General features: G+C 70.5%; 17 protein-coding genes. 10 read left to right on the top strand and 7 right to left on the bottom strand.

Translation table 11 applies throughout. The annotated features are described in order from the left end of the window. From Q0L11_RS22915 to Q0L11_RS22900, 4 genes are all read left to right on the top strand, one after another. A partial coding sequence (locus Q0L11_RS22915) for an ATP-binding protein (RefSeq protein ID WP_296600395.1) occupies nt 1-893 on the top strand: 893 nt, incomplete at its 5' end. 118 nt (nt 894-1011) lie between these two features. Then, on the top strand, nt 1012-1626 hold the full coding sequence (locus Q0L11_RS22910) for a PEPxxWA-CTERM sorting domain-containing protein (protein ID WP_296600394.1): 615 nt from the start codon (nt 1012-1014) through the stop codon (nt 1624-1626). Nucleotides 1627-1661: 35 nt separating this feature from the next. After that, nucleotides 1662-2417, top strand: coding sequence for a PEPxxWA-CTERM sorting domain-containing protein (locus tag Q0L11_RS22905; protein ID WP_296600393.1), 756 nt, complete (start codon nt 1662-1664; stop codon nt 2415-2417). Nucleotides 2418-2552: 135 nt separating this feature from the next. After that, nucleotides 2553-4598, top strand: a complete 2046-nt coding sequence (locus Q0L11_RS22900; protein ID WP_296600391.1) for a hypothetical protein — start codon at nt 2553-2555, stop codon at nt 4596-4598. Between the two features lie 69 nt (nt 4599-4667). On the opposite strand, the gene Q0L11_RS22895 is transcribed toward Q0L11_RS22900, so the two are convergent. Both Q0L11_RS22895 and Q0L11_RS22890 read right to left on the bottom strand, forming a co-directional pair. Continuing rightward, entirely contained in the window at nt 4668-5405 is a 738-nt protein-coding gene (locus Q0L11_RS22895; protein WP_296600390.1) for an ankyrin repeat domain-containing protein, read from the bottom strand. A gap of 134 nt (nt 5406-5539) precedes the next feature. Next, entirely contained in the window at nt 5540-5965 is a 426-nt protein-coding gene (locus Q0L11_RS22890; RefSeq protein WP_296600389.1) for an organic hydroperoxide resistance protein, read from the bottom strand. 113 nt (nt 5966-6078) lie between these two features. On the opposite strand from Q0L11_RS22890, the gene Q0L11_RS22885 reads away from it, so the two are divergent. Together Q0L11_RS22885 and Q0L11_RS22880 are read left to right on the top strand one after the other, a co-directional pair. After that, nucleotides 6079-6564 (top strand): MarR family winged helix-turn-helix transcriptional regulator, encoded by a 486-nt coding sequence (locus tag Q0L11_RS22885; RefSeq protein WP_296600388.1) that lies wholly within the window; start codon nt 6079-6081, stop codon nt 6562-6564. A 156-nt stretch (nt 6565-6720) separates the two neighbouring features. Then, on the top strand, nt 6721-7407 hold the full coding sequence (locus tag Q0L11_RS22880; RefSeq protein ID WP_296600397.1) for a PEPxxWA-CTERM sorting domain-containing protein: 687 nt from the start codon (nt 6721-6723) through the stop codon (nt 7405-7407). Here the strand turns inward: Q0L11_RS22880 and Q0L11_RS22875 are convergent. Together Q0L11_RS22875 and Q0L11_RS22870 are read right to left on the bottom strand one after the other, a co-directional pair. Then, complete coding sequence (locus Q0L11_RS22875; protein ID WP_296600387.1) at nt 7397-7798, bottom strand: YciI family protein; 402 nt, start codon at nt 7796-7798, stop codon at nt 7397-7399. The two genes, Q0L11_RS22880 and Q0L11_RS22875, sit on opposite strands and share 11 nt — an antisense overlap. A 33-nt stretch (nt 7799-7831) precedes the next feature. Next, nucleotides 7832-8767, bottom strand: coding sequence for a mechanosensitive ion channel family protein (locus tag Q0L11_RS22870; protein ID WP_296600386.1), 936 nt, complete (start codon nt 8765-8767; stop codon nt 7832-7834). A gap of 154 nt (nt 8768-8921) precedes the next feature. On the opposite strand from Q0L11_RS22870, the gene Q0L11_RS22865 reads away from it, so the two are divergent. Then, complete coding sequence (locus Q0L11_RS22865) at nt 8922-9452, top strand: DUF1993 family protein (RefSeq protein ID WP_296600385.1); 531 nt, start codon at nt 8922-8924, stop codon at nt 9450-9452. Between the two features lie 59 nt (nt 9453-9511). Here the strand turns inward: Q0L11_RS22865 and Q0L11_RS22860 are convergent, their stop codons facing one another. Continuing rightward, nucleotides 9512-9808 carry a hypothetical protein gene (locus Q0L11_RS22860; protein ID WP_296600384.1) on the bottom strand — a complete coding sequence of 99 codons (297 nt, stop codon included), beginning with the start codon at nt 9806-9808 and terminating at the stop codon, nt 9512-9514. A gap of 124 nt (nt 9809-9932) precedes the next feature. On the opposite strand from Q0L11_RS22860, the gene Q0L11_RS22855 reads away from it, so the two are divergent. Together Q0L11_RS22855 and Q0L11_RS22850 are read left to right on the top strand one after the other, a co-directional pair. Next, nucleotides 9933-10607 carry a sensor histidine kinase N-terminal domain-containing protein gene (locus Q0L11_RS22855; RefSeq protein WP_296600382.1) on the top strand — a complete coding sequence of 225 codons (675 nt, stop codon included), beginning with the start codon at nt 9933-9935 and terminating at the stop codon, nt 10605-10607. 502 nt (nt 10608-11109) lie between these two features. Beyond that, nucleotides 11110-11481: a glycine zipper 2TM domain-containing protein gene (locus tag Q0L11_RS22850; RefSeq protein ID WP_296600381.1), complete on the top strand. Its 372-nt coding sequence runs from the start codon at nt 11110-11112 to the stop codon at nt 11479-11481. A 78-nt stretch (nt 11482-11559) separates the two neighbouring features. Here the strand turns inward: Q0L11_RS22850 and Q0L11_RS22845 are convergent, their stop codons facing one another. Both Q0L11_RS22845 and Q0L11_RS22840 read right to left on the bottom strand, forming a co-directional pair. Continuing rightward, complete coding sequence (locus Q0L11_RS22845) at nt 11560-12711, bottom strand: hypothetical protein (RefSeq protein ID WP_296600379.1); 1152 nt, start codon at nt 12709-12711, stop codon at nt 11560-11562. 416 nt (nt 12712-13127) lie between these two features. After that, complete coding sequence (locus tag Q0L11_RS22840; protein ID WP_296600378.1) at nt 13128-16142, bottom strand: adenylate/guanylate cyclase domain-containing protein; 3015 nt, start codon at nt 16140-16142, stop codon at nt 13128-13130. 503 nt (nt 16143-16645) lie between these two features. Between Q0L11_RS22840 and Q0L11_RS22835 the strand changes: the two genes are divergently transcribed. Further along, on the top strand, nt 16646-17211 hold a 566-nt coding region (locus Q0L11_RS22835), incomplete at its 3' end, for a hypothetical protein (protein ID WP_296600376.1).

Genomic DNA, 17211 nt, shown 5'->3' with positions numbered 1-17211 from the left:
TGCTGGCGCTGCTGCTGGTCGGCCTGGCCTCGATCGTCTTCGACCTGTTCCTGTTCCCCCCGCCGTCGCGCTTCGTGCTGCAGGCCTCGGTGCTGGCGCCGCCGCTGACCACGTTCGGCGTCCTGTTCGAAATTGCGCTGCAGGGGCGGCAGCTCAACCGGGAGGCCGAGGAGGCGCGGAGCGACCTGGAGCGCCAGGTCCTGGAGCAGGACGCGAGCCTGCTGCGCTCGTCGCAGCTTCTTCGCCATCAAGAACGGCTGATCGCGGTGGACGCCGAGCGGCAGCGCCTGCTGCGCGACATGCACGACGGGGTCGGCGGCGTGCTGACCCACCTGCTGCTCGACGTCCGCGGCGCCCGCCTGAGCCCCGCGGAGATCGAACTGGGACTGCAGGCGGCGGTCGACGACCTGCGGAACATGGCGAGCGCGATCGACGCGGGGAACGAGCCGGTCGACGAGGCGCTGGCGATGTTCTGCGAGCGGTTGGCCGGCCGTCTGGCCCGCGCCGGCATCGTCCTCGACTATCGCTGCGATCTGCCGACGCCGGCGCCGAGCCTGGATGCGCGGCGCCTGCTGAGCCTGTACCGGCTGCTGCAGGAGGGCGTCGCCAACAGCCTGCGCCACGCCATGCCCTCGCGCATCGCGCTGGCGGCCGAAGCCGGCGGACCCGGCGCGATCCGCGTGCGCCTGGAGGACGACGGCGCGGGGTTCGAGCCGCACGCGGCGGCGGGCTCGCCGGGCGAGGGGCGCGGGCTGGCCAACATGCGCCGGCGCGCCGTCCAGATGGGCGGCGAGCTCACGATCGACAGCGCTCCCGGGCAGGGCGCGCGGCTGATCCTGACCCTCCCGACCGCCGCGCCGGCCGGCCAGAAATCGCGGATTTCGGCGACTTAACCGCCCCGTATCCCCGGAACGCGGGATTGTCGGCCGCCCCCGCCCGGCCAAGCATGAACCAGGATCGTTCCGGCAGGCCTCGCCCTGCCGCTGTGGCGTGCGTGGGAGTGCGAAGTCGATGAACAAGCTTGCCAGTCTTATCGCCGGCGTCGGCGCGGCCGCGGCATTGGCCGCCCCGGCCCATGCGGTGGATTTCGTCCTGGAGTCGCACGTGGGCGACGCGTGGACCTACACCCTGGTCTACGACCCGTTCGACAACATGGGCTTCGCCGAGAGCGGCGTCCACGCCAGTATCACGCTGAGCGGCCTGTACGGCGTGACCGCCGTCAGCGGCCCGACCAGCACCGACTTTCCCGCCGAGCCCATCATCGGCGTGCAACTGGCCTGGACGGGGGCGATCCTGGACGGCGGCTCCAAGGTGGTCTTCAGCATGCCGCTCGACCACTCGGGGACCGGCAACTACTCGACGGAAAAGCACGTCTACGGCTTCACCCTGTATGCCCCGGGCTCGGTCGGGGGCGAAGCGGCGCTGACCACGGACGGCTTCTACTACGGGCTGTTCCCCGGCGGCTCGAACGGGGGCGTCGACCCGGCCAACGACCGGGACATCGCCAAGGCGGTCATCGGCCCCGCGGCGCCGGCGCCCGAGCCCGCGACCTGGGCGCTGATGATCCTGGGCTTCGGCGCCGCCGGCGAGGCGATGCGCCGCCGCCGAGCCGCGGCGCAGGCCTGACCCGGCGCGAGGCAGACAGCATGAGGAACCACAAGATGATCACCCGCCTCCTGCCGTTCGCGGCGGCGGTCGGCCTGGCGGGCGCCGCCCAGGCCGACACCTTCCAAGTGACGTTCGAAGCTCCGGGCGTCCAGAACTCCACCGCAGCCTTCAGCTCGGTGGGCGTGGAGACGTTCGACGGGATCGCCCAGGGCGGCGGCCGGTCGTTCGCGACCGACTTCGGGTCGGGCGGCGTCATCACCGGCGCCTACAGCGGCGTGGACGTGCTGGGCGCCGACCAGTACGGCGGCGCGGGCGGAACCGGCAACTTCGCCAGCAGCTTCAGCGGCTATTCGCTGAGCCTGAGCACGTCGGATCCGGCGGGCATCAACTACTTCGGCTTCTGGCTGTCGGCGCTGGACAGCGGAAACACCGTGACGTTCTCGCGGGCCGGGACCGCGCTGTTCAGCTTCTCGCCGGTGGACGTGCTGGCGCTGGTGGGCGGCAATCCCGCCTATTTCGGCAATCCCGACCTCGGCGGCGCGAACGGCGCCCAGCCCTACGTCTTCCTGAACTTCTTCGACCGCGACGGCGTGTTCGACACGGTCACCTTCTCCGAGACCATCGCCAACGCCGGCTACGAGTCGGACAACCACACGGTGGGCTTCTTCACCCAGGAGAGCGGCACCCCGGTTCCCGAGCCCGACACCTGGGCGCTGATGATCCTGGGCTTCGGCGCGGTCGGCGCCCTCGCGCGGCGGGGGACTAGCCAAACCCGGGCGGTGGCGGCCGACGGTGGAGTCCGCGCCTAGATCACGTGAGCACAGGCGTCGGAAGGCGCTGGCCGGGCCGGCGGCGTTCCCCATCGCGACGCCTAGGCGCGGCCGCGCGCACGATTTGTGCGGAGCTGATCGCGCCTCTTGTCTGGCCTTTCCCGGGCGACGGCAATGTCGCAAGCTGCGGCTTTGGGCAGAGTGACGATCCGGGGGCAGGTCTTGGGTTTCAGGGGTTTCGGCCGCGGCTTGGTGCTGGCGGCGACGGTGTCATTGGCGGTCGTCGGGTCGGTCGCCGAAGCGCAGGGCCCCCGTTTTCCCGCGGTTCCGCCGCAAGCCTATGTCGGCCAATACATCTGCGGCGGACAGCCCACGGCGGTGACTGTGGATGTAGGGGCGGATGGCTCGGGCACCTTCGCGTTCTCGACCGGCGCGGCCTCTGGCTCGTATCGCGTACGGCTGGAGCCGCTCGCCGACGGTCGCGTGCTGATCCGCCCGCTGCAGTGGATCAGCCGTCCCGCGGGGTTCGTCGCGGTCCCGGTGCTTGTGCGGCAGATCGACGATCGGCTTGAGGGGCAGGTGCAAGGAATGGGCTGCGGCGCCTTCCGGGCCCGGGCGAGCACCGGGTCCGTCGCGGGACGTCCTGCGGTCGGCCCGTCCATCGGGGGCGACGCCCCTATTGCGGGCCGTCCGGGCAGGCCGCCCATCGGTCGCCCGCCCGGCGGGTTCGACACCGGCCCAGCGAATGCGCCGGCGGCCCGAGGTCAGGTGGATGGTCCGACTCTCGTCACGCGCGCGAGGCAAGCTGTCGCCCAACAGCCTGACGCGGCGCGCTGCATCGCCGACCGGGCCGCCTTCCTCAAGCGGGCGCAAATTCCCCGCGGTCTCGACGAGGCCGAGTTCATCGTAGCCCGGCCGCAGCTCTATCAGGCCGTCGCGGAGGGGATGATGTGCATTGAGCGGATGGCGAAGGAGCACCGCGCGCGGATTGCCGAGGCTATCGACCGCGACCCCAGCGCGCTGGACCTGAAATCGCTCGGAGCGCGCGTTCAGGCGGCGGGCGACGCGGTCAACCAGAACGGGGACAACATCGCCAACCTGGGCGCGCATTTTCGCAACGTCTGGTACGCGGAACGCACAATCGGGCCGGCGGCTGCAGCGATGAAGGGCGCCGTGGATGCCGCGCTGACCAGACGCATCGACACGAGCGATGGGGTCATGAGCTATGTGGTCTTCGATTCCACCCGCGCGCCGGAACGCGACTTCTACGGCAATCTGGTCGCCCGCGTGGACGCAGCGCGATCGGTGGCGGAGGTGAACGCCATGGCGGTCGACCTTGTGCCGGTGTTCAACGCGGTCTTATTCCCCTTCGCAGTGCCAAGAGGCTCGGATGTGTCCGGGTGGAATGGCGCTGGACGTCAAGACGTGGCGGCCGGTCGCAATCCGGTCGAGAAGGCCCGGAGCGACCCGAATCCCAAGACGCTGTTCTGGATGGTCGCCGCGCTCGGCGATCCCGTGCAGCGCGCAGCCCTTAGCGCCAAGGCTCGGCCTGTTGCCCCCGGCGCACCCACCGCCTCCGGCCTCGCAAGCATGTTCGCTCAGAGCTTCCTCAAGGCAGAGGTCGCGCGCGCCGACACGATCTCCAAGACGTGGTTCTCCTCCGGCACGTTCGGGCCGTATGGAGCGATGGTGGAATGGGGGATGCCCAACCGTATCGTGACGCGGACCGGCGCATCACTGCCGCTTTACTCGGAAGAGTATCGGTTCATGGTCAACGACCTCGCGGGGCCGGAATGCACCCTCGTGAAGGGGCAGACCTTCCGCTGCAAATTCCAGTACGCGCTCGAGGTCCGCTACGAAGGGCTTCCGGACGAGCTGGCTCGCGGCCTTGGCGCATTGCTTGGGGTCGGCGAGAGCGCGGAACAGCGGCAACGCGCGTTCTCGGACCGCATCGCCAAGCGGAACTTCGACTGGCAACGCGGCGAACTCGTCGTGACCAAGCTGGCGGCTGGGTGGGAAGCTGCGGAGGTCGACGCGCAGATGTCGTCGGTAGCGGCCAAGGTGGACCAAGTGCGGCAGGCCCGCATTCGCGCCTTCCAGGCTGGGGCCGACGGTGTCGCTGCAGCGCGTCAGAGCCACGGTGCGTGCGACGCCTTCGCCGCAGGCGCGATGGCCGTCGGGCGGATGTCGGAATACCTATACTACAAGTACGCATGCTGAGGGGCAGGAGGTCCCAAGCGCGGGGCGTGCTGCGGACGCGCCGTGCGAATGGGCTTCCTCCTCGCCGGCCTACTTCCCCTCCAGCAGGGCGATGATCTCCGGATTGCCGGCGCGGCGGGCGCGGGCGAGGGGGGTGACGCGGTCGGCGCCGGCGCGGTCGCGGCGGGCGCCCTTGGCGAGGAGCGCGCGGACGATGTCGGCGCGGTGGTCCTGAGGCAGGGTGGTCCAGATCGGCGCGCGGTCGACCGCGTAGTCGAGGGCGGTGTAGCCGCCGGCGTTCGTGGCGTTGGGATTGGCGCCGCCATCGAGCAGGATCTGCACCAGATCGAACGCGCCGGCCTCGGCCGCCTGGATCAGCGGCGTGACGTTGCTGGGGCCGAGGCGGACCGGGTTGTCGAGACCCACCTTGCGGGCGGCGAGAAGCCGGACGACCTCGACGCCGGCCGCGCGCTGCGCCGGGTCAGGGACATCGCCGCGGCCGAGGATCGCCGTACCGTTGATGGCGAAGAACGCGGCGTTGACGGCGTTGCCGCCGTTGGGGCCGGGGGCGGCCGGGTCGGCGCCGTGGGCCAGCAGCACGCGGACCGCGCGAGGCTTGCCCATGAGGGCGGCGGCGGCGAGCAGCGAGCCCTGGTCGATCATGGCGCGCGGGTCGGAGCCGGCGCGGATCGCCGCCTCGATGGCGGCCGGGTCGTCGCGCATGACCGCGATCTGCAGCGCCTCGGTGGTCTGGGCGGCGGCTGGGCCGGCGACCGCGAGCACGGCGGCCAGGAGCGCGGGCGCGGCCAGGGCGAAGGGTCTGGGCATGTGGGATCCGCCGAGCTTGGAGCGCCCGAGGATGTGCGCGTTCGCCCGGTGGCTCAATGGCCACGCTTGCGGAAGTCCCCCTCCCCGCGGGGCGAGGAGCCCCCCTTCCCGGTGAGGGAAAGGGGGCGTCGGGCTCAGACCACGGTCAGGCGGACGTCGACGTTGCCGCGGGTGGCGTTGGAGTAGGGGCAGACCTGGTGGGCTTTTTCCACCAGGGCCTCGGCGTCGGCGCGGTCGAGGCCGGGGAGGGAGACCTCCAGCTCGATGTCGAGGCCGAAGCCGCCGGCGGCGCGTGGCCCGATGCCGACGTTGGCGGTGACCGCGGCGTCGGCGGGGACCTTGGGGCCGCCCTGGCTGGCCACGAACTTCATCGCGCCGATGAAGCAGGCCGCGTAGCCGGCGGCGAAGAGCTGCTCCGGATTGTTCCCCGCCCCGCCGCCGCCGCCCAGCTCCTTGGGCGTGGACAGGGTGACGTCGAGGCTGCCGTCGAGGGTGGCGGCGCGGCCGTCGCGGCCGCCGGTGGCGCGGGCGGCGGTGCGGTAAAGGACTTGGACGGACATGGGAGGCTCCTTGTTTCGTGTGAACGATTGAATCGTGTGCGATATAAATGGGTGGGGGTGGACGACGCTGTCAATAGCTTGCGATCATATCGTGTGCGATTTATATCCGAGGCATGCCAGACGCGCCCGCACCGCCCGCACCGTCCATCGCCGCCCCGAGCCCGTTGAGGCTGGAGGATTTCCTCTGCTTCGCGGTGTATTCGGCCGGCCACGCCTTCAACCGGCTGTACCGGCCCCTCCTGGACCGGCTGGGCCTCACCTATCCGCAGTACCTGGCGATGGTGGTGCTGTGGGAGGGCGACGACCGAACGGTTGGCGAGTTGGGCGAGCGGCTGGGGCTGGAGTCGAGCACGCTCACGCCGTTGCTGAAGCGGCTGGAGGCGATCGGGCTGGTGAGCCGGGCCCGCGACCCCCGTGACGAGCGGGTGGTGCGCATCCGCCTGACGGACAAGGGGCGGGCGCTGCAGGGGCCGGCGTGCGCCGTACCGGCCGAACTGCTGGCCGGCTCGGGGCTGGACCTGGAGCGGCTGGGGCGCCTGCGCGACGAACTGAACGACCTGAACGCAGCGCTGGGGCGGGCCGAAGCGGCGCAGGGCTGAAGGATCCACCTTGGGTTGCGGTCAGCTCGCGATTTCCCCGGGTTGGGGAAAAGTGCAGATAATCCAATGTCATACCCCCGATTGGGGGAGGCCGTGGCCGACGCGCCGCAGCAGTCTTCCGGCTCAGAACTTCCCTGGGGAGAATGAACCTTGAAGATGCTCTTCGCCGCCGCGGCCGCCGCGGCGCTGATCTCCACGCCGGCGCTCGGCGCAAACCTGCTGACGAACGGCGGCTTCGAGGCCGGGCCAGCCAACAACAACGGGACCTACTACCGCGGGCCGCTGGCGCCGGAGGGCTGGAGCCGCGTGGCCGGCCTGGAAGCGCCCGACATCGTCAGCGACGCCTATACCCAGGCCGGCGCCGGCTTCCTCGTGCTGCTCGACCCGCAGGAGGGCGACCGGTTCCTGGACATGAACGGCGCCAGCCCGACGGGCGGCCTTTACCAGGACGTGACCGGACTGGCCGCCGGCTCGCAGGTGACGCTGACCTATTGGGTCGGCCAGTGGGCGCAGAACAGCGCGGGCGACCTGGTGGCGACGCTGTCCGACGCCCAGACGCTGGGGCAGCTGGCGACGAAGACCGTGAGCCTGCCCTACGCGCCGGGCGCCCAGAGCTCGACATGGACGCAGTACACCTTGACGACGATCGCTCCAACCTCAGGGGCGATCCGCGTGCAGTTCGCCGGCAACAGCAGCTCAGTCGCGCGCGGGGCGCCCGGCCTGGACAACGTCGCGCTGGAGGCGACGACGGGCGTGCCCGAGCCGTCGGCATGGGCGCTGATGATCTGCGGCCTTGGAGCGGCCGGCTTGCGGCTGCGCCGTCGGCGGTCCGCTAGGGCCTGACGAAGGCCAGGCCGGCGTCGGTGACGGGGAACGGCGTGTTCGGCAGATAGAGCACGATGGGCCGGATCTCGTAGCTCGCGCCGGGATTGGCGGCCTTGAGGTCGCGGGCCGCTTCGATGGCCGCCTCGCGGCTCTTGGCCTCGACGACGTAGAAGCCCAGCAGGTGTTCCTTGGTCTCGGTGAACGGGCCGTCGGTGACGAGGCCGCGGCCGGGGCCCGAGACGGTGGCGGCCAGCGCGGTAGCGCCCAGGCGGGCGGCGGGACCGAGGCGGCCCTCGGCGGTCAGGCGCGTGTGCACCTTGTTCAGGTCGTCCATCAGCGCGACGTCTTCGTCGGCCGTCATGGCCTTCACGTGCGCCTCGTCGTGATAGGCGAGGATGGCGTAGAGCATGAGGGCGTCCTCTGGCGATCGATCAACGCCAGCCTAGGACGTGGGCGCAGGATCCGCCCCGACATTCTTCGTGCGAGGGGCCACGTCGGCCCGGTCCACCTGGACCTGATGCGGATAGGGGAAGTTCAGGCCGCGCGCCTCGAAGGTCTCCTTCACCTGGCGGACGAGGTCGAACTTCGTGTCCATCCAGTCGTCGGGGCTGGCCCAGCAGCGAAGGCTGACATTGACCGTGCTGTCGGCCAGAGCCGTCACCTTCGCCCAGGGCCGCGGCTGTTTGAGAACCCGGGGCTCCGCGTCGGCCAGCTCCACCAGCGTGCCCAGCGCCATGTCCAGGTCGTCCTCGTAGTCGATCCCGAACGTCAGGTCGATGCGACGGCGGCCGGACTGACTGATGTTGACGATCATCTCGCCGAAGACCTTGCCGTTCGGGAGGAAGAGCGTGAGGCCGTCGTAGTCGAGCAGCTTGGTGTTGAAGAGATCCATTCCCACCACCTTGCCCTGGCGGCCATTGAGCTCGACCCGGTCGCCGGCGCGATAGGGGCGCAGAAGCAGGATCATCACGCCGGCCGCGACGTTGCTGAGGGTTCCCTGCAACGCAAGGCCGATCGCCAGCGACGCCGCGCCCAGAACCGCCAGCACCGACGTGGCCTGCACGCCGAGCTGCTGGAGCACCGCCACGAGACCAATCGCGACGACCACATATTTCACGAGGGTGGATACAAACGTGGCGAGCGTCTGATCCGCCGGATGGTGGTGATGCGGGAGACGACCGATCGCGCGTTCGGCGACGCGGCCCAGCTTCTTGGCGAGCCATAGGGTCACCGCCAGGATCAGCAGGGCGACCACGAGGCGCATCGAGAACGAACCGAGCGTCGCGGCCAAGCTGCGCATCATCACCGGATCGCCCGATAGCGCCATCCCGACCATCTCAAAGAACGGCGTGACCGGATCGTCGGATTTCGGCGCCAAGCGGCCTCACATGATGTCCAAACCCCAGGCGTGCTGAACGTCGCGCCCTGCTGTCCGATGCGTGGCTGTGAGAAAAAATCGAGGCGGCGGGCGCCTTCCGCCGCCGCGCGGCGCGGCCCATCTCAGCGCTTCAACCTCGACCTTGGAGTTCCAAATGGCGCTGTCGCTCTACGACGCCTCGATCCCCGGCTACCTCGGCATGCTGAAGAACCTCGCCGCCATCCTCGACAAGGCCGAGGCGCACGCGAAGGCGAACGGCGTCGATCCGCAGACCTACCTGGCCGCGCGGCTCGCCCCCGACATGCATCCCCTGACCAACCAGATCCAGATCGCCAGCGACGCCGCCAAGGGCGGGGCCGCGCGCCTGGCGGGTGTGACGCCGCCCAGCATGCCCGACACCGAGACCACCTGGGCCGAGGTCAAGGAGCGCGTCGCCAAGACCATCGCCTTCCTCGAGACGATCACCCGCGAGCAGATCGAGGCGCAGGACGAGGCCCGCATCATCGAACTGCCGACGCCGAACCGGACGCTGAAGTTCACGGCGAAGGACTTCCTGTTCCAGTTCTCGCTGCCGAACTTCCACTTCCACGTGGTGACCGCCTACGGCCTGCTGCGCAGCCAGGGCGTGCCGATCGGCAAGCTGGACTACCTGGCCGCCGGCCAGCCGCAACTGCTGGCGGCGTAGGCCCGGTCAGCGCGTCATGGCTCGGCGATCCGGGCCATGACGATCGGACGGAGAGGCGATCAGAACCCCGTCTGCACGCGCGCGTCGCGCTGGACGGCGTCGGTGTGGTCCTTGGAGTCCTGCTGGCGCTGGACGAACATCTCGCGGCTCATGCAGCGGCGGGTCGGGATCTTCGATCCGACCACGGGATCGCGGAAGCAGACCTGTTCGGTCTTGGAGGCATTGCGGCCGGCGGGCAGGCCGTAGGGCGGCTCGCCCGGAACGCCGGACGCCGGCGCGAACTGGCCCTTGGGCGCGGGGCCCGCGGGAGCCCCGCCGGCCTGCAGCACGGCGACGGCCAGGATCACGGTCAGCATGGCTCCCCCCCCGGGCTGCGACGCGCCCGGGACCCTCCCGGAGCAACGGCGGCCATGATGCGGGACGCCGGCGCTTTTCGGAAGGGGGGCCGCGCCGGTTCCGTTCAGCCAGGGTTCAACAAGCGTGGCCCACGACTTGGCCATGGCCGCCGCCCCGCACCTTGCCGCGTCTCCGCTCGCGAGCGACGAATGGACCGGGCGTGGGCGGGCGCCGGCGGGCGCCGCGCGGGTCGCGCTGGTGGTCGCGGGCCTGCTCGCCCTCGTCGCCGCGTCGTGCCTGGCGGCCTATGTCCTGTACAGTTCGGCGGCGCACCGCCGGCTGGACCGCGAGCTTACCGAGAGTGTGCAGCGCGTGCAGGCGGCGACGCTGCTGCGGAACGGGCGGGTCGTGACGGCCTGGATCGACGACCGCGAGACGCTGCGGGCCTATTCGGGCGTCTACTGGCAGGTGGCGACGGCGGCGCCGGCCCCGCCGGCCGAGCCGCTGGGCCTGACGCCGCTGGCCACGTCGCGCTCGCTGTGGGACGCGACCCTGCCGCCGCCCGCCGTCGCGGATCTGCGCGCGGCGCGGCCGGGCCAGACGGTCTTCTACGACGCGCCGGGGCCCGTCGGGCAGCGCCTGCGGGTCGCGTTCGTGCGTGGGGAGGCCGCCGACGGCGCGCCGGCGGTCTATCTGGCCGCGCGCGACACGACCGGGCTGCAGCGAGAGGCGGCGGGGTTCGCGGCGCGGACGATGGGCGGCGCGGGCGCCCTGGGCCTCGCGGCTGGGGCGTTGTTCCTGCGGCGGCGGCGGGCGTGAGGGCGGATGCACGATCGCCTGCACCAAAAACGCATAGCTATTCCGCGAACATGCCGATCCCTGCGAAGCGGCGGCGCTGCTATCTAGAGCTTGTCCACACGGACACCCCGCTCCCCACGGGGTCCCCCCAGAAACTTCAGGTGTGTGTGTCATGAACGTCTCGATCCTGCAGGCCCTGGTCCAGAAGGTCGCCCCCGCGGCCCTGACCACGGCCATGTTCGGGCTGGTGGTCGCCTTCGCGGCCGTCGGCGTGGTGGGCGTCGGCGCCTAGCCTTCGTCCCGACGAAAACGACCCCACGGAGATCTTCCCCAGTCTCCGACGTCGGAGGGCCCCTCGCGGGCCCTTTTTCGTATGCGAAGGGCCGCTCGTGGGGGCTCGCGTTCCTGACGCGAGAATGAACGGGCGCCTCCGATTGGGTTCAGAACCGCCCCGCTAATTTCAGGCTCAACATCGCCGATCAGGCCCACTCAGGGCCCCCGGCGCAGGCAAAGGAGTTGAGCCATGACCAACAAGATCACGAAGGCTGCGATGGCCCTGACCGTCGCCGGCGCCGTCGCCCTTCCCGCCAGCCAGGCGGCCGCGGGCACGTCGAAGACCGAAAGCGCGCTGCTGGGCGCCCTGCTGGGCGGCGTGGCGGGCGCGGCGGTCGGCAACGGCAAGACCGAGTCGGTGGCCCTGGGCGCCGCCGCCGGCGCCGCGCTGGGCGTGGTGGTCGACAAGAGCAACGACCGCAAGCACTACCGCAGCGGCTACGCCTATCGCGACACGCGGCCCTACTACCGTGACACGCGCTACCGCTCGTACGACCGCGGAGGCTACGGCCGGACCGGCTATTACGGGTACGACAACTACGGCTACGGCTACCGCCGCTAACGGCGGACTGCCGAACCGAGGGGAGGGGCGCCGGCGACCGGCGCCCCTTTCCGTTTGGGGGCGTTTGCCGAGGGGCGGCTAGATCGCCAGGGCGTTGCTGGGGGGGCTGAAGGGCGTGGCGCTCTCGTCCTGGCCGAGACTGGCGTCGAAGTCCTGGAGCATATCGAGGAGCTGGTCGGCGCTGCCGATGGTCAGGGGGCGGCCGACCGGGAACTGGTAGCGCCAGTAGGTGGCGATGTGGCTGATCAGGCCGCAGCCTTCGCCCAGCGACAGGAACATGTCAGGCGACTTCAGGAGGAAGTCGCGGAAGGCCAGGGCATTGCCGCTGGCGGTGAGCTGGGCGAAGACCTCGTCATAGACCTGCAACTGGGTGCGCACGAGGCGCACCTGGCGTTCGAGCTTTCCGCGCAGGCGGTTGCGGGTGTTTTCCAGCTCGGAGCGGCTGATGGCGTCGACCGCCGCGGTCACCCGCACGCGGCCGAGCTCGGCGAAGACTTCCTTGAGCTGGCCCCACAACGAGTTGAGCACCCACTTGTAGTAAAGGAAGCCCTTCCAGGCGAAGACACCCTCCTGGTAGTTCTCCTTTTCCAGCCGGAGCGTCAGGCGCAGCGGCTCCAGGCGCTCGTCCGACTTGGAGACCAGCAGCGCCTCGACCAGGCGGTTGATGTTGCCCTCCATGCCGTCGGCGCCGCGGTAGGCGAGCTCGATCAGCTTGGCGATCTCGGTGCCGACGAAGCGCTGCATGCGCGCCAGGTCGGGGCCGGAGATGTCGAAGTGGCTGGGGCTGATGTCGAAGTCGCGCCGCTTGAGATGCTCGCGCAGCAGGAACGGGTCCAGCGACGGCATCTCGTCGATGGCTTCCAGCACGGCGACGTCGCGTTCGAGGAAGGGCGCTTTGCCCCGCAGCTCCTCGAAGGCGTCCATCCAGTAGCGCTCGCCCACGAAGACCGAACGGCCGCCCAGGCCCAGGTCGTCGCGCGCGAAGGGGATGATGAGCTTGGTGGCGCTGAAGCGGTGCCGCTCGAAGTTCTCGTATTCCGGGCCACGCAGGCGGTGGCGCACGATCACCGCGCCGTTCAGGGCGTCGGCGGCGAAGAACGGATATTTGGCGTGCTGCTCGTTGCCGGCGTTGCGGGCCAGCAAGGCGGCCAGGTTGAGCACGCGCGAGGTGGATGCGGTGCGCTCCAGGCCGCGCAGGCTTCGACAGGATCGATCAGCAGTTTTCGCCACGAGCATCCTTCCGGGCCGCACAAGCGCGCCCGCGTCCGGTGCGCCCGGGAACATGGTTAGCTGGATTTCGTAAGCTAACGGCTAAGACGGCGTACGGGCGGGGCATGCGAAAACGCATAGCGATCAGGCAAAATCGCTGATCTATGCAGCGTTCAGATAGTGCTATCTAAACAGTGTCCAGACGGACAGCCCCGCTCCCCCGGGGTTCCCCAGAGAACCGAACCAAAGGTGTGTCATATGTCTCTCGCGACCGTCGAACGTGGCTTCGACCGCATTGCCCCGCTCTTCCTGCTGGCCCTCGGCGTCTTCGCGGCGGTTTCGACCGCGGGTCTCGGCGTCTAAGCCTGATCCTCAGGACGCCACGGACAAGGGCCCCTCGCGGGCCCTTTTTCGTGGGCGGCGTTCTTCCCTGGGGCTCAGCCCTCGCCCCAGACCCCGTCCCAGCCTTCGGGGGGCGGGGCGATCTCCAGCGCGCGGGCGCGGGTGAGCATCAGCGCGGAGGGCCCGTCAGCGGGGTCGGCGGCCCGCGCGGCCTTGAAGGCCTCGGTCGCGGCGGCCCAGTCGCCGGCGGCGAGGTGGCGACGCCCTTCGTCGTAGGCCTCGGCGGCAGGGGCCTCGCCGGTGAGCACCTGGAAGATGCGCGACGGCTGGCGGCGGCCGCGGACGCGGACCACGTCCAGTTCGCGCAGGACGTAGCCCTGGTCGGCCACCGCGGCGGCCGTGGCCTCGCAGACGATCAGGCCGACGCCATACACCTTGGTCAACGCCTCCAGCCTGGCGGCCAGGTTCACGCTGTCGCCGATCACCGTGTAGTCCATGCGCTTGGGCGAGCCGATGGCGCCTGCGATCACCTCGCCCGTGGCGATGCCCATGCCCAGGCGGAGCTCGGGCAGGCCCTGGCCCTGGCGGCGGCGGTTCAGGGCCTCGGCCAGCTTCAGCATCTGGACCGCAGCCTCGACGGCGTTGACCGGGTCGCGGTCGCCGGGGATGGGCGCGCCCCAGTGGGCCATGATCGCGTCGCCCAGGAACTTGTCGAGGACGCCGTGGCAGGCGGACACCGCCTCGAACAGCTCGGTGTAGATCTCGTTCAGCACCTCGACGGTGGCGCGCGGGCTGAGGGTCTCGGCCAGGGTGGTGAAGTTGCGGATGTCGGCGAACAGCACGCTGGCGCGGCAGGCGTCGCCGAACAGCAGGTCGTCGTGCGACAGCACCTGGTCGACCACCTCCTGGCTCATGAACCGTCGCATTGCGCCCTGCAGGCGCTTGCCCTCGGTGATGTCTTCGAGAAGCACGAGCAGGCCCACGGCCTCGCCCTCGCTGACCAGGGGAACGATGGAGAGGTTGGCCGAGATGGTGTCGCCGCGGCCGGTGACGAGGTCGGCGTCCACCAGGGTCTTGGGCTGGCCGCTGCGCGAGACGGCGGCGAACTCGTCCAGGAGGCCGGGGTTGGCGGCGAGCAATACGCGGGCGTCGGCCCCGGCCATCCGGTCGGCTGGAACGGCCAGGATGCGGCAGGCCGCGTCGTTCAGCTTGGCGATGCGCGCGTCGGTGTCCAGCGTCAGCACGCCGGAGGACATCGAGCGCAGGATGCTCTCGTTGTAGTTCCGCTCGGTCGCCACTTCGGAGAAGAGGGTGGCGTTGTCGATGGCGATGGCGGCCTGGGCCGCGAAGGCGGCCATGCGCTCCATGTCGCCGTCGGAGAAGTGCGGGCGGTCCTGGCGGTTCAGCGCCTGCATCACGCCGAGGCGGCGGCCGTCGCGGGCGGTGACCGGGATCGTCAGGACGCTGGACGTGCGGTAGCCGGTGAGGGCGTCGACGTCGCGGTGGAAGCGGGGGTCGGCGTAGGCGTCGGTGATGTTGATCGGCTGGCCGCTGGCGAAGCAGGCGCCCGCGAGGCCGAGGTGGGCCGGGAAGCGTAGGACGCGCGTCTCCAGTCCCTCGGCCACGAGCGACCAGAGCTCGTCGGTGCGCGCGTCGTACAGGAAGAGGCTGCTGCGGTCGGCGTGGATGATGCGGGAGGTGACCTGGACGATCTTGGTCAGCAGGGCCTCCAGCTCCATCTCGCTGGTGATGGCGGCGTTGACGTCGAGCAGGCGGCGCAGGTCGCCGGCGGTCTGCTCGGCCGCGTCGATGGAGAGCGTCCAGCGCTCGGCCAGGATGACGATGTGCGAGAAGACCAGCACCAGGATGCCCAGGGCGGGCAGGTCGAGGCCGGCCTTGTCGTGGCGGATCAGGCCGTTGGTGAGCAGGTCGTAGGTGATCAGGCTGGCCGCGAAGACGCTGAGGCCCAGCAGGAAGATCAGGGCTCCGTCCCGCTTGCGCCACGCGGCGGTCAGCACGACGCCCACCATGTAGAGGAAGGTCGTCGCGCGCAGGGGGAGGGCCCAGAACGACATCTGCGAGGCCAGCAGGGTGTCGCCGAGCGCGAGGGCGACCGCGTGGGCCGCGATGGCGAAGGCGAACAGGCCCTCCAGCGTCCAGAAGACGGAGCGGCGGCTCTCGTTCGGGAAGAGGTGGTGGGCGTAGGCGAGGAAGAAGCCCACCGCCGCGAGCCCCGAGATGTACTGGAGCGTCAGCATCCCGCGCAGCGACAGGCCCGGGAAGGCGATGAGGATCAGGTTGTCGTGGCTGAAGATCGCGGCGATCGGCAGCAGGAAGAGGGCCGAAATCGCGATGTACAGCGAGGCGCGGTCGCGGGGCCGGAACAGGAAGACCACCAGGCCGTAGCAGGCCAGCAGCAGGGTGGCGGTGACGAACATGAAGCCGCGCAGCCAGCCCAGGGTGGTCCAGCGGCTCATGGGCTCGGCGAGACCGAGCACGGGGGCTGTCTCGAAGCCGTTGTCGCGATGGTGGAACGAGGCCAGCGTGATCTCGAGGCGGATGTCGCGCCCGTCGGCGTCGAGGATGATGTCCTGCGAGCGGACTTCGTCCCGGGTGGTTTCGGACGTCAGGCCGACGACGCCGCGGCCGGACACGCGCTGGCCATCCACGCGCACCTCGGACGATTCGAACAGCGTGGGGACGTGGAGGATGTAGCGTCCGGGCGCGAGGCCGCGGACGGTGAGGCTGTAGGTTGCAACGCCGCGGGCCGGCAGCGCGCCGCCGGCGACGCGGGCGCCTGTCCAGGCGCCGGGAACGGTCGCCATGCCCTGAGCCCCAGCAGCCGGCGCGCCGGGCTGGCCCCCGCGCCAGGTCAGCCGCCATTCGCCGGCCAGCGGGGCGGGGGCGGCAAGTGGCCCATAATGGGAATAGTCGACGACGCCGCCCCGCGCGGATGGCGCATTTCGGTCCGCCATGTCGGCGAAGAACGGGGCGCAGAGAGCGCACAGCAGCGCCAGCGCCAGCAGGGCGAACACGAGCCGGCGCACCGGCGGCGGGGCAGTCCCGGCCGGGGCGTCTGCAGGCGCTGGCGCGCGGTCCGACCCCCTCATGGACGAGACTCTCCCTGACGCCTTATCGGCAATCTTTCGCGTCGAGTCATCCAAGGCCGAGCTTGGTCCGTATCTTGCTGCGAGTGGCTTGCGTCGGGGCATTCCCTCTCTGAGCGAATTTCCCCTGCCGATTGTGCTTCATTGCCTCGTCTCCCCCCGACGGCGCACTGTGAAGCTTGGAAGACAGCGCCGTGATCCCCCGCACGGCGTCGGAACGGGAGCAGGTCCATGCCGGCAAGCTGGCAAGGAATCACGGGCGGACTGGGACGCGGCGCCAGCGGCGCGGCGCCCTTCGGCATGCGTGTCGGCGCCCCGATCTGGGCAGGACAAAGCGTCGCGTTTTCAACAACGTTAAGGACTTCGCGGCAAATTTGCGGCATCAGAGCCGTAGGCGGTGACACCCCGGGGGGATCGTGCCGGCCTGCGAGCGTTAGAGTAGCCCAGCACGTGTTCTCGAATTCGACCCCAGTGACCGACCGCGGCGTCGGCGGGATGGCTCGGCCATGACCGTCCAAGCGATCGGACCCCGTCGCGGGCGCAGCCTGAAGGCCGCGCTGCTGACCTGGGTGTGGCCCCAACCCCTCGACACCGAAGAGCGCGGCGGCGCCGGCTGGCTGGCCGCGCTGCTGGGCTGGATGTGGCCGTCGGCGGTGCATGACGAACGTCCCGGCGCCCGCCACGGCCTGATGGCGGCGCTGTTCGGCTGGCTGTGGCCCAGCAACGTCGACAACGGCTTCAAGCGCTTCTGGAAGCTGAGCTGGCTGTGGAGCTGGATGTGGCCCGGCCGCGTCCTCGGCCCGGACGGCGAGATCTGCGCCCTGGCGCCCTGGCACCCGGCGGTGCGGCCCGAGGTCTGTATCGAGGACCCGTGGTATCGCCGCGTCGGCAAGCACGGCGGCATGGTCTTCATGATGTTCGCGGCCACCGCGATCGCCGCTCCGACCTTCATGGAAGGCACCGGCGTCCTGGACGCCGGCCGCCTGAACCTGTTCCGCAGCGGCGGCGACGCTGGGCAGGGCGGCGGTGCGGCCGACCCCGGCGCGGGCGTGGGCGGTGGCGCGGGCGACCC

The organism is Phenylobacterium sp. (genome assembly GCF_024508875.1).
Taxonomy (GTDB): domain Bacteria; phylum Pseudomonadota; class Alphaproteobacteria; order Caulobacterales; family Caulobacteraceae; genus Phenylobacterium.
This window is presented reverse-complemented; position numbering and strand designations above follow the sequence as displayed.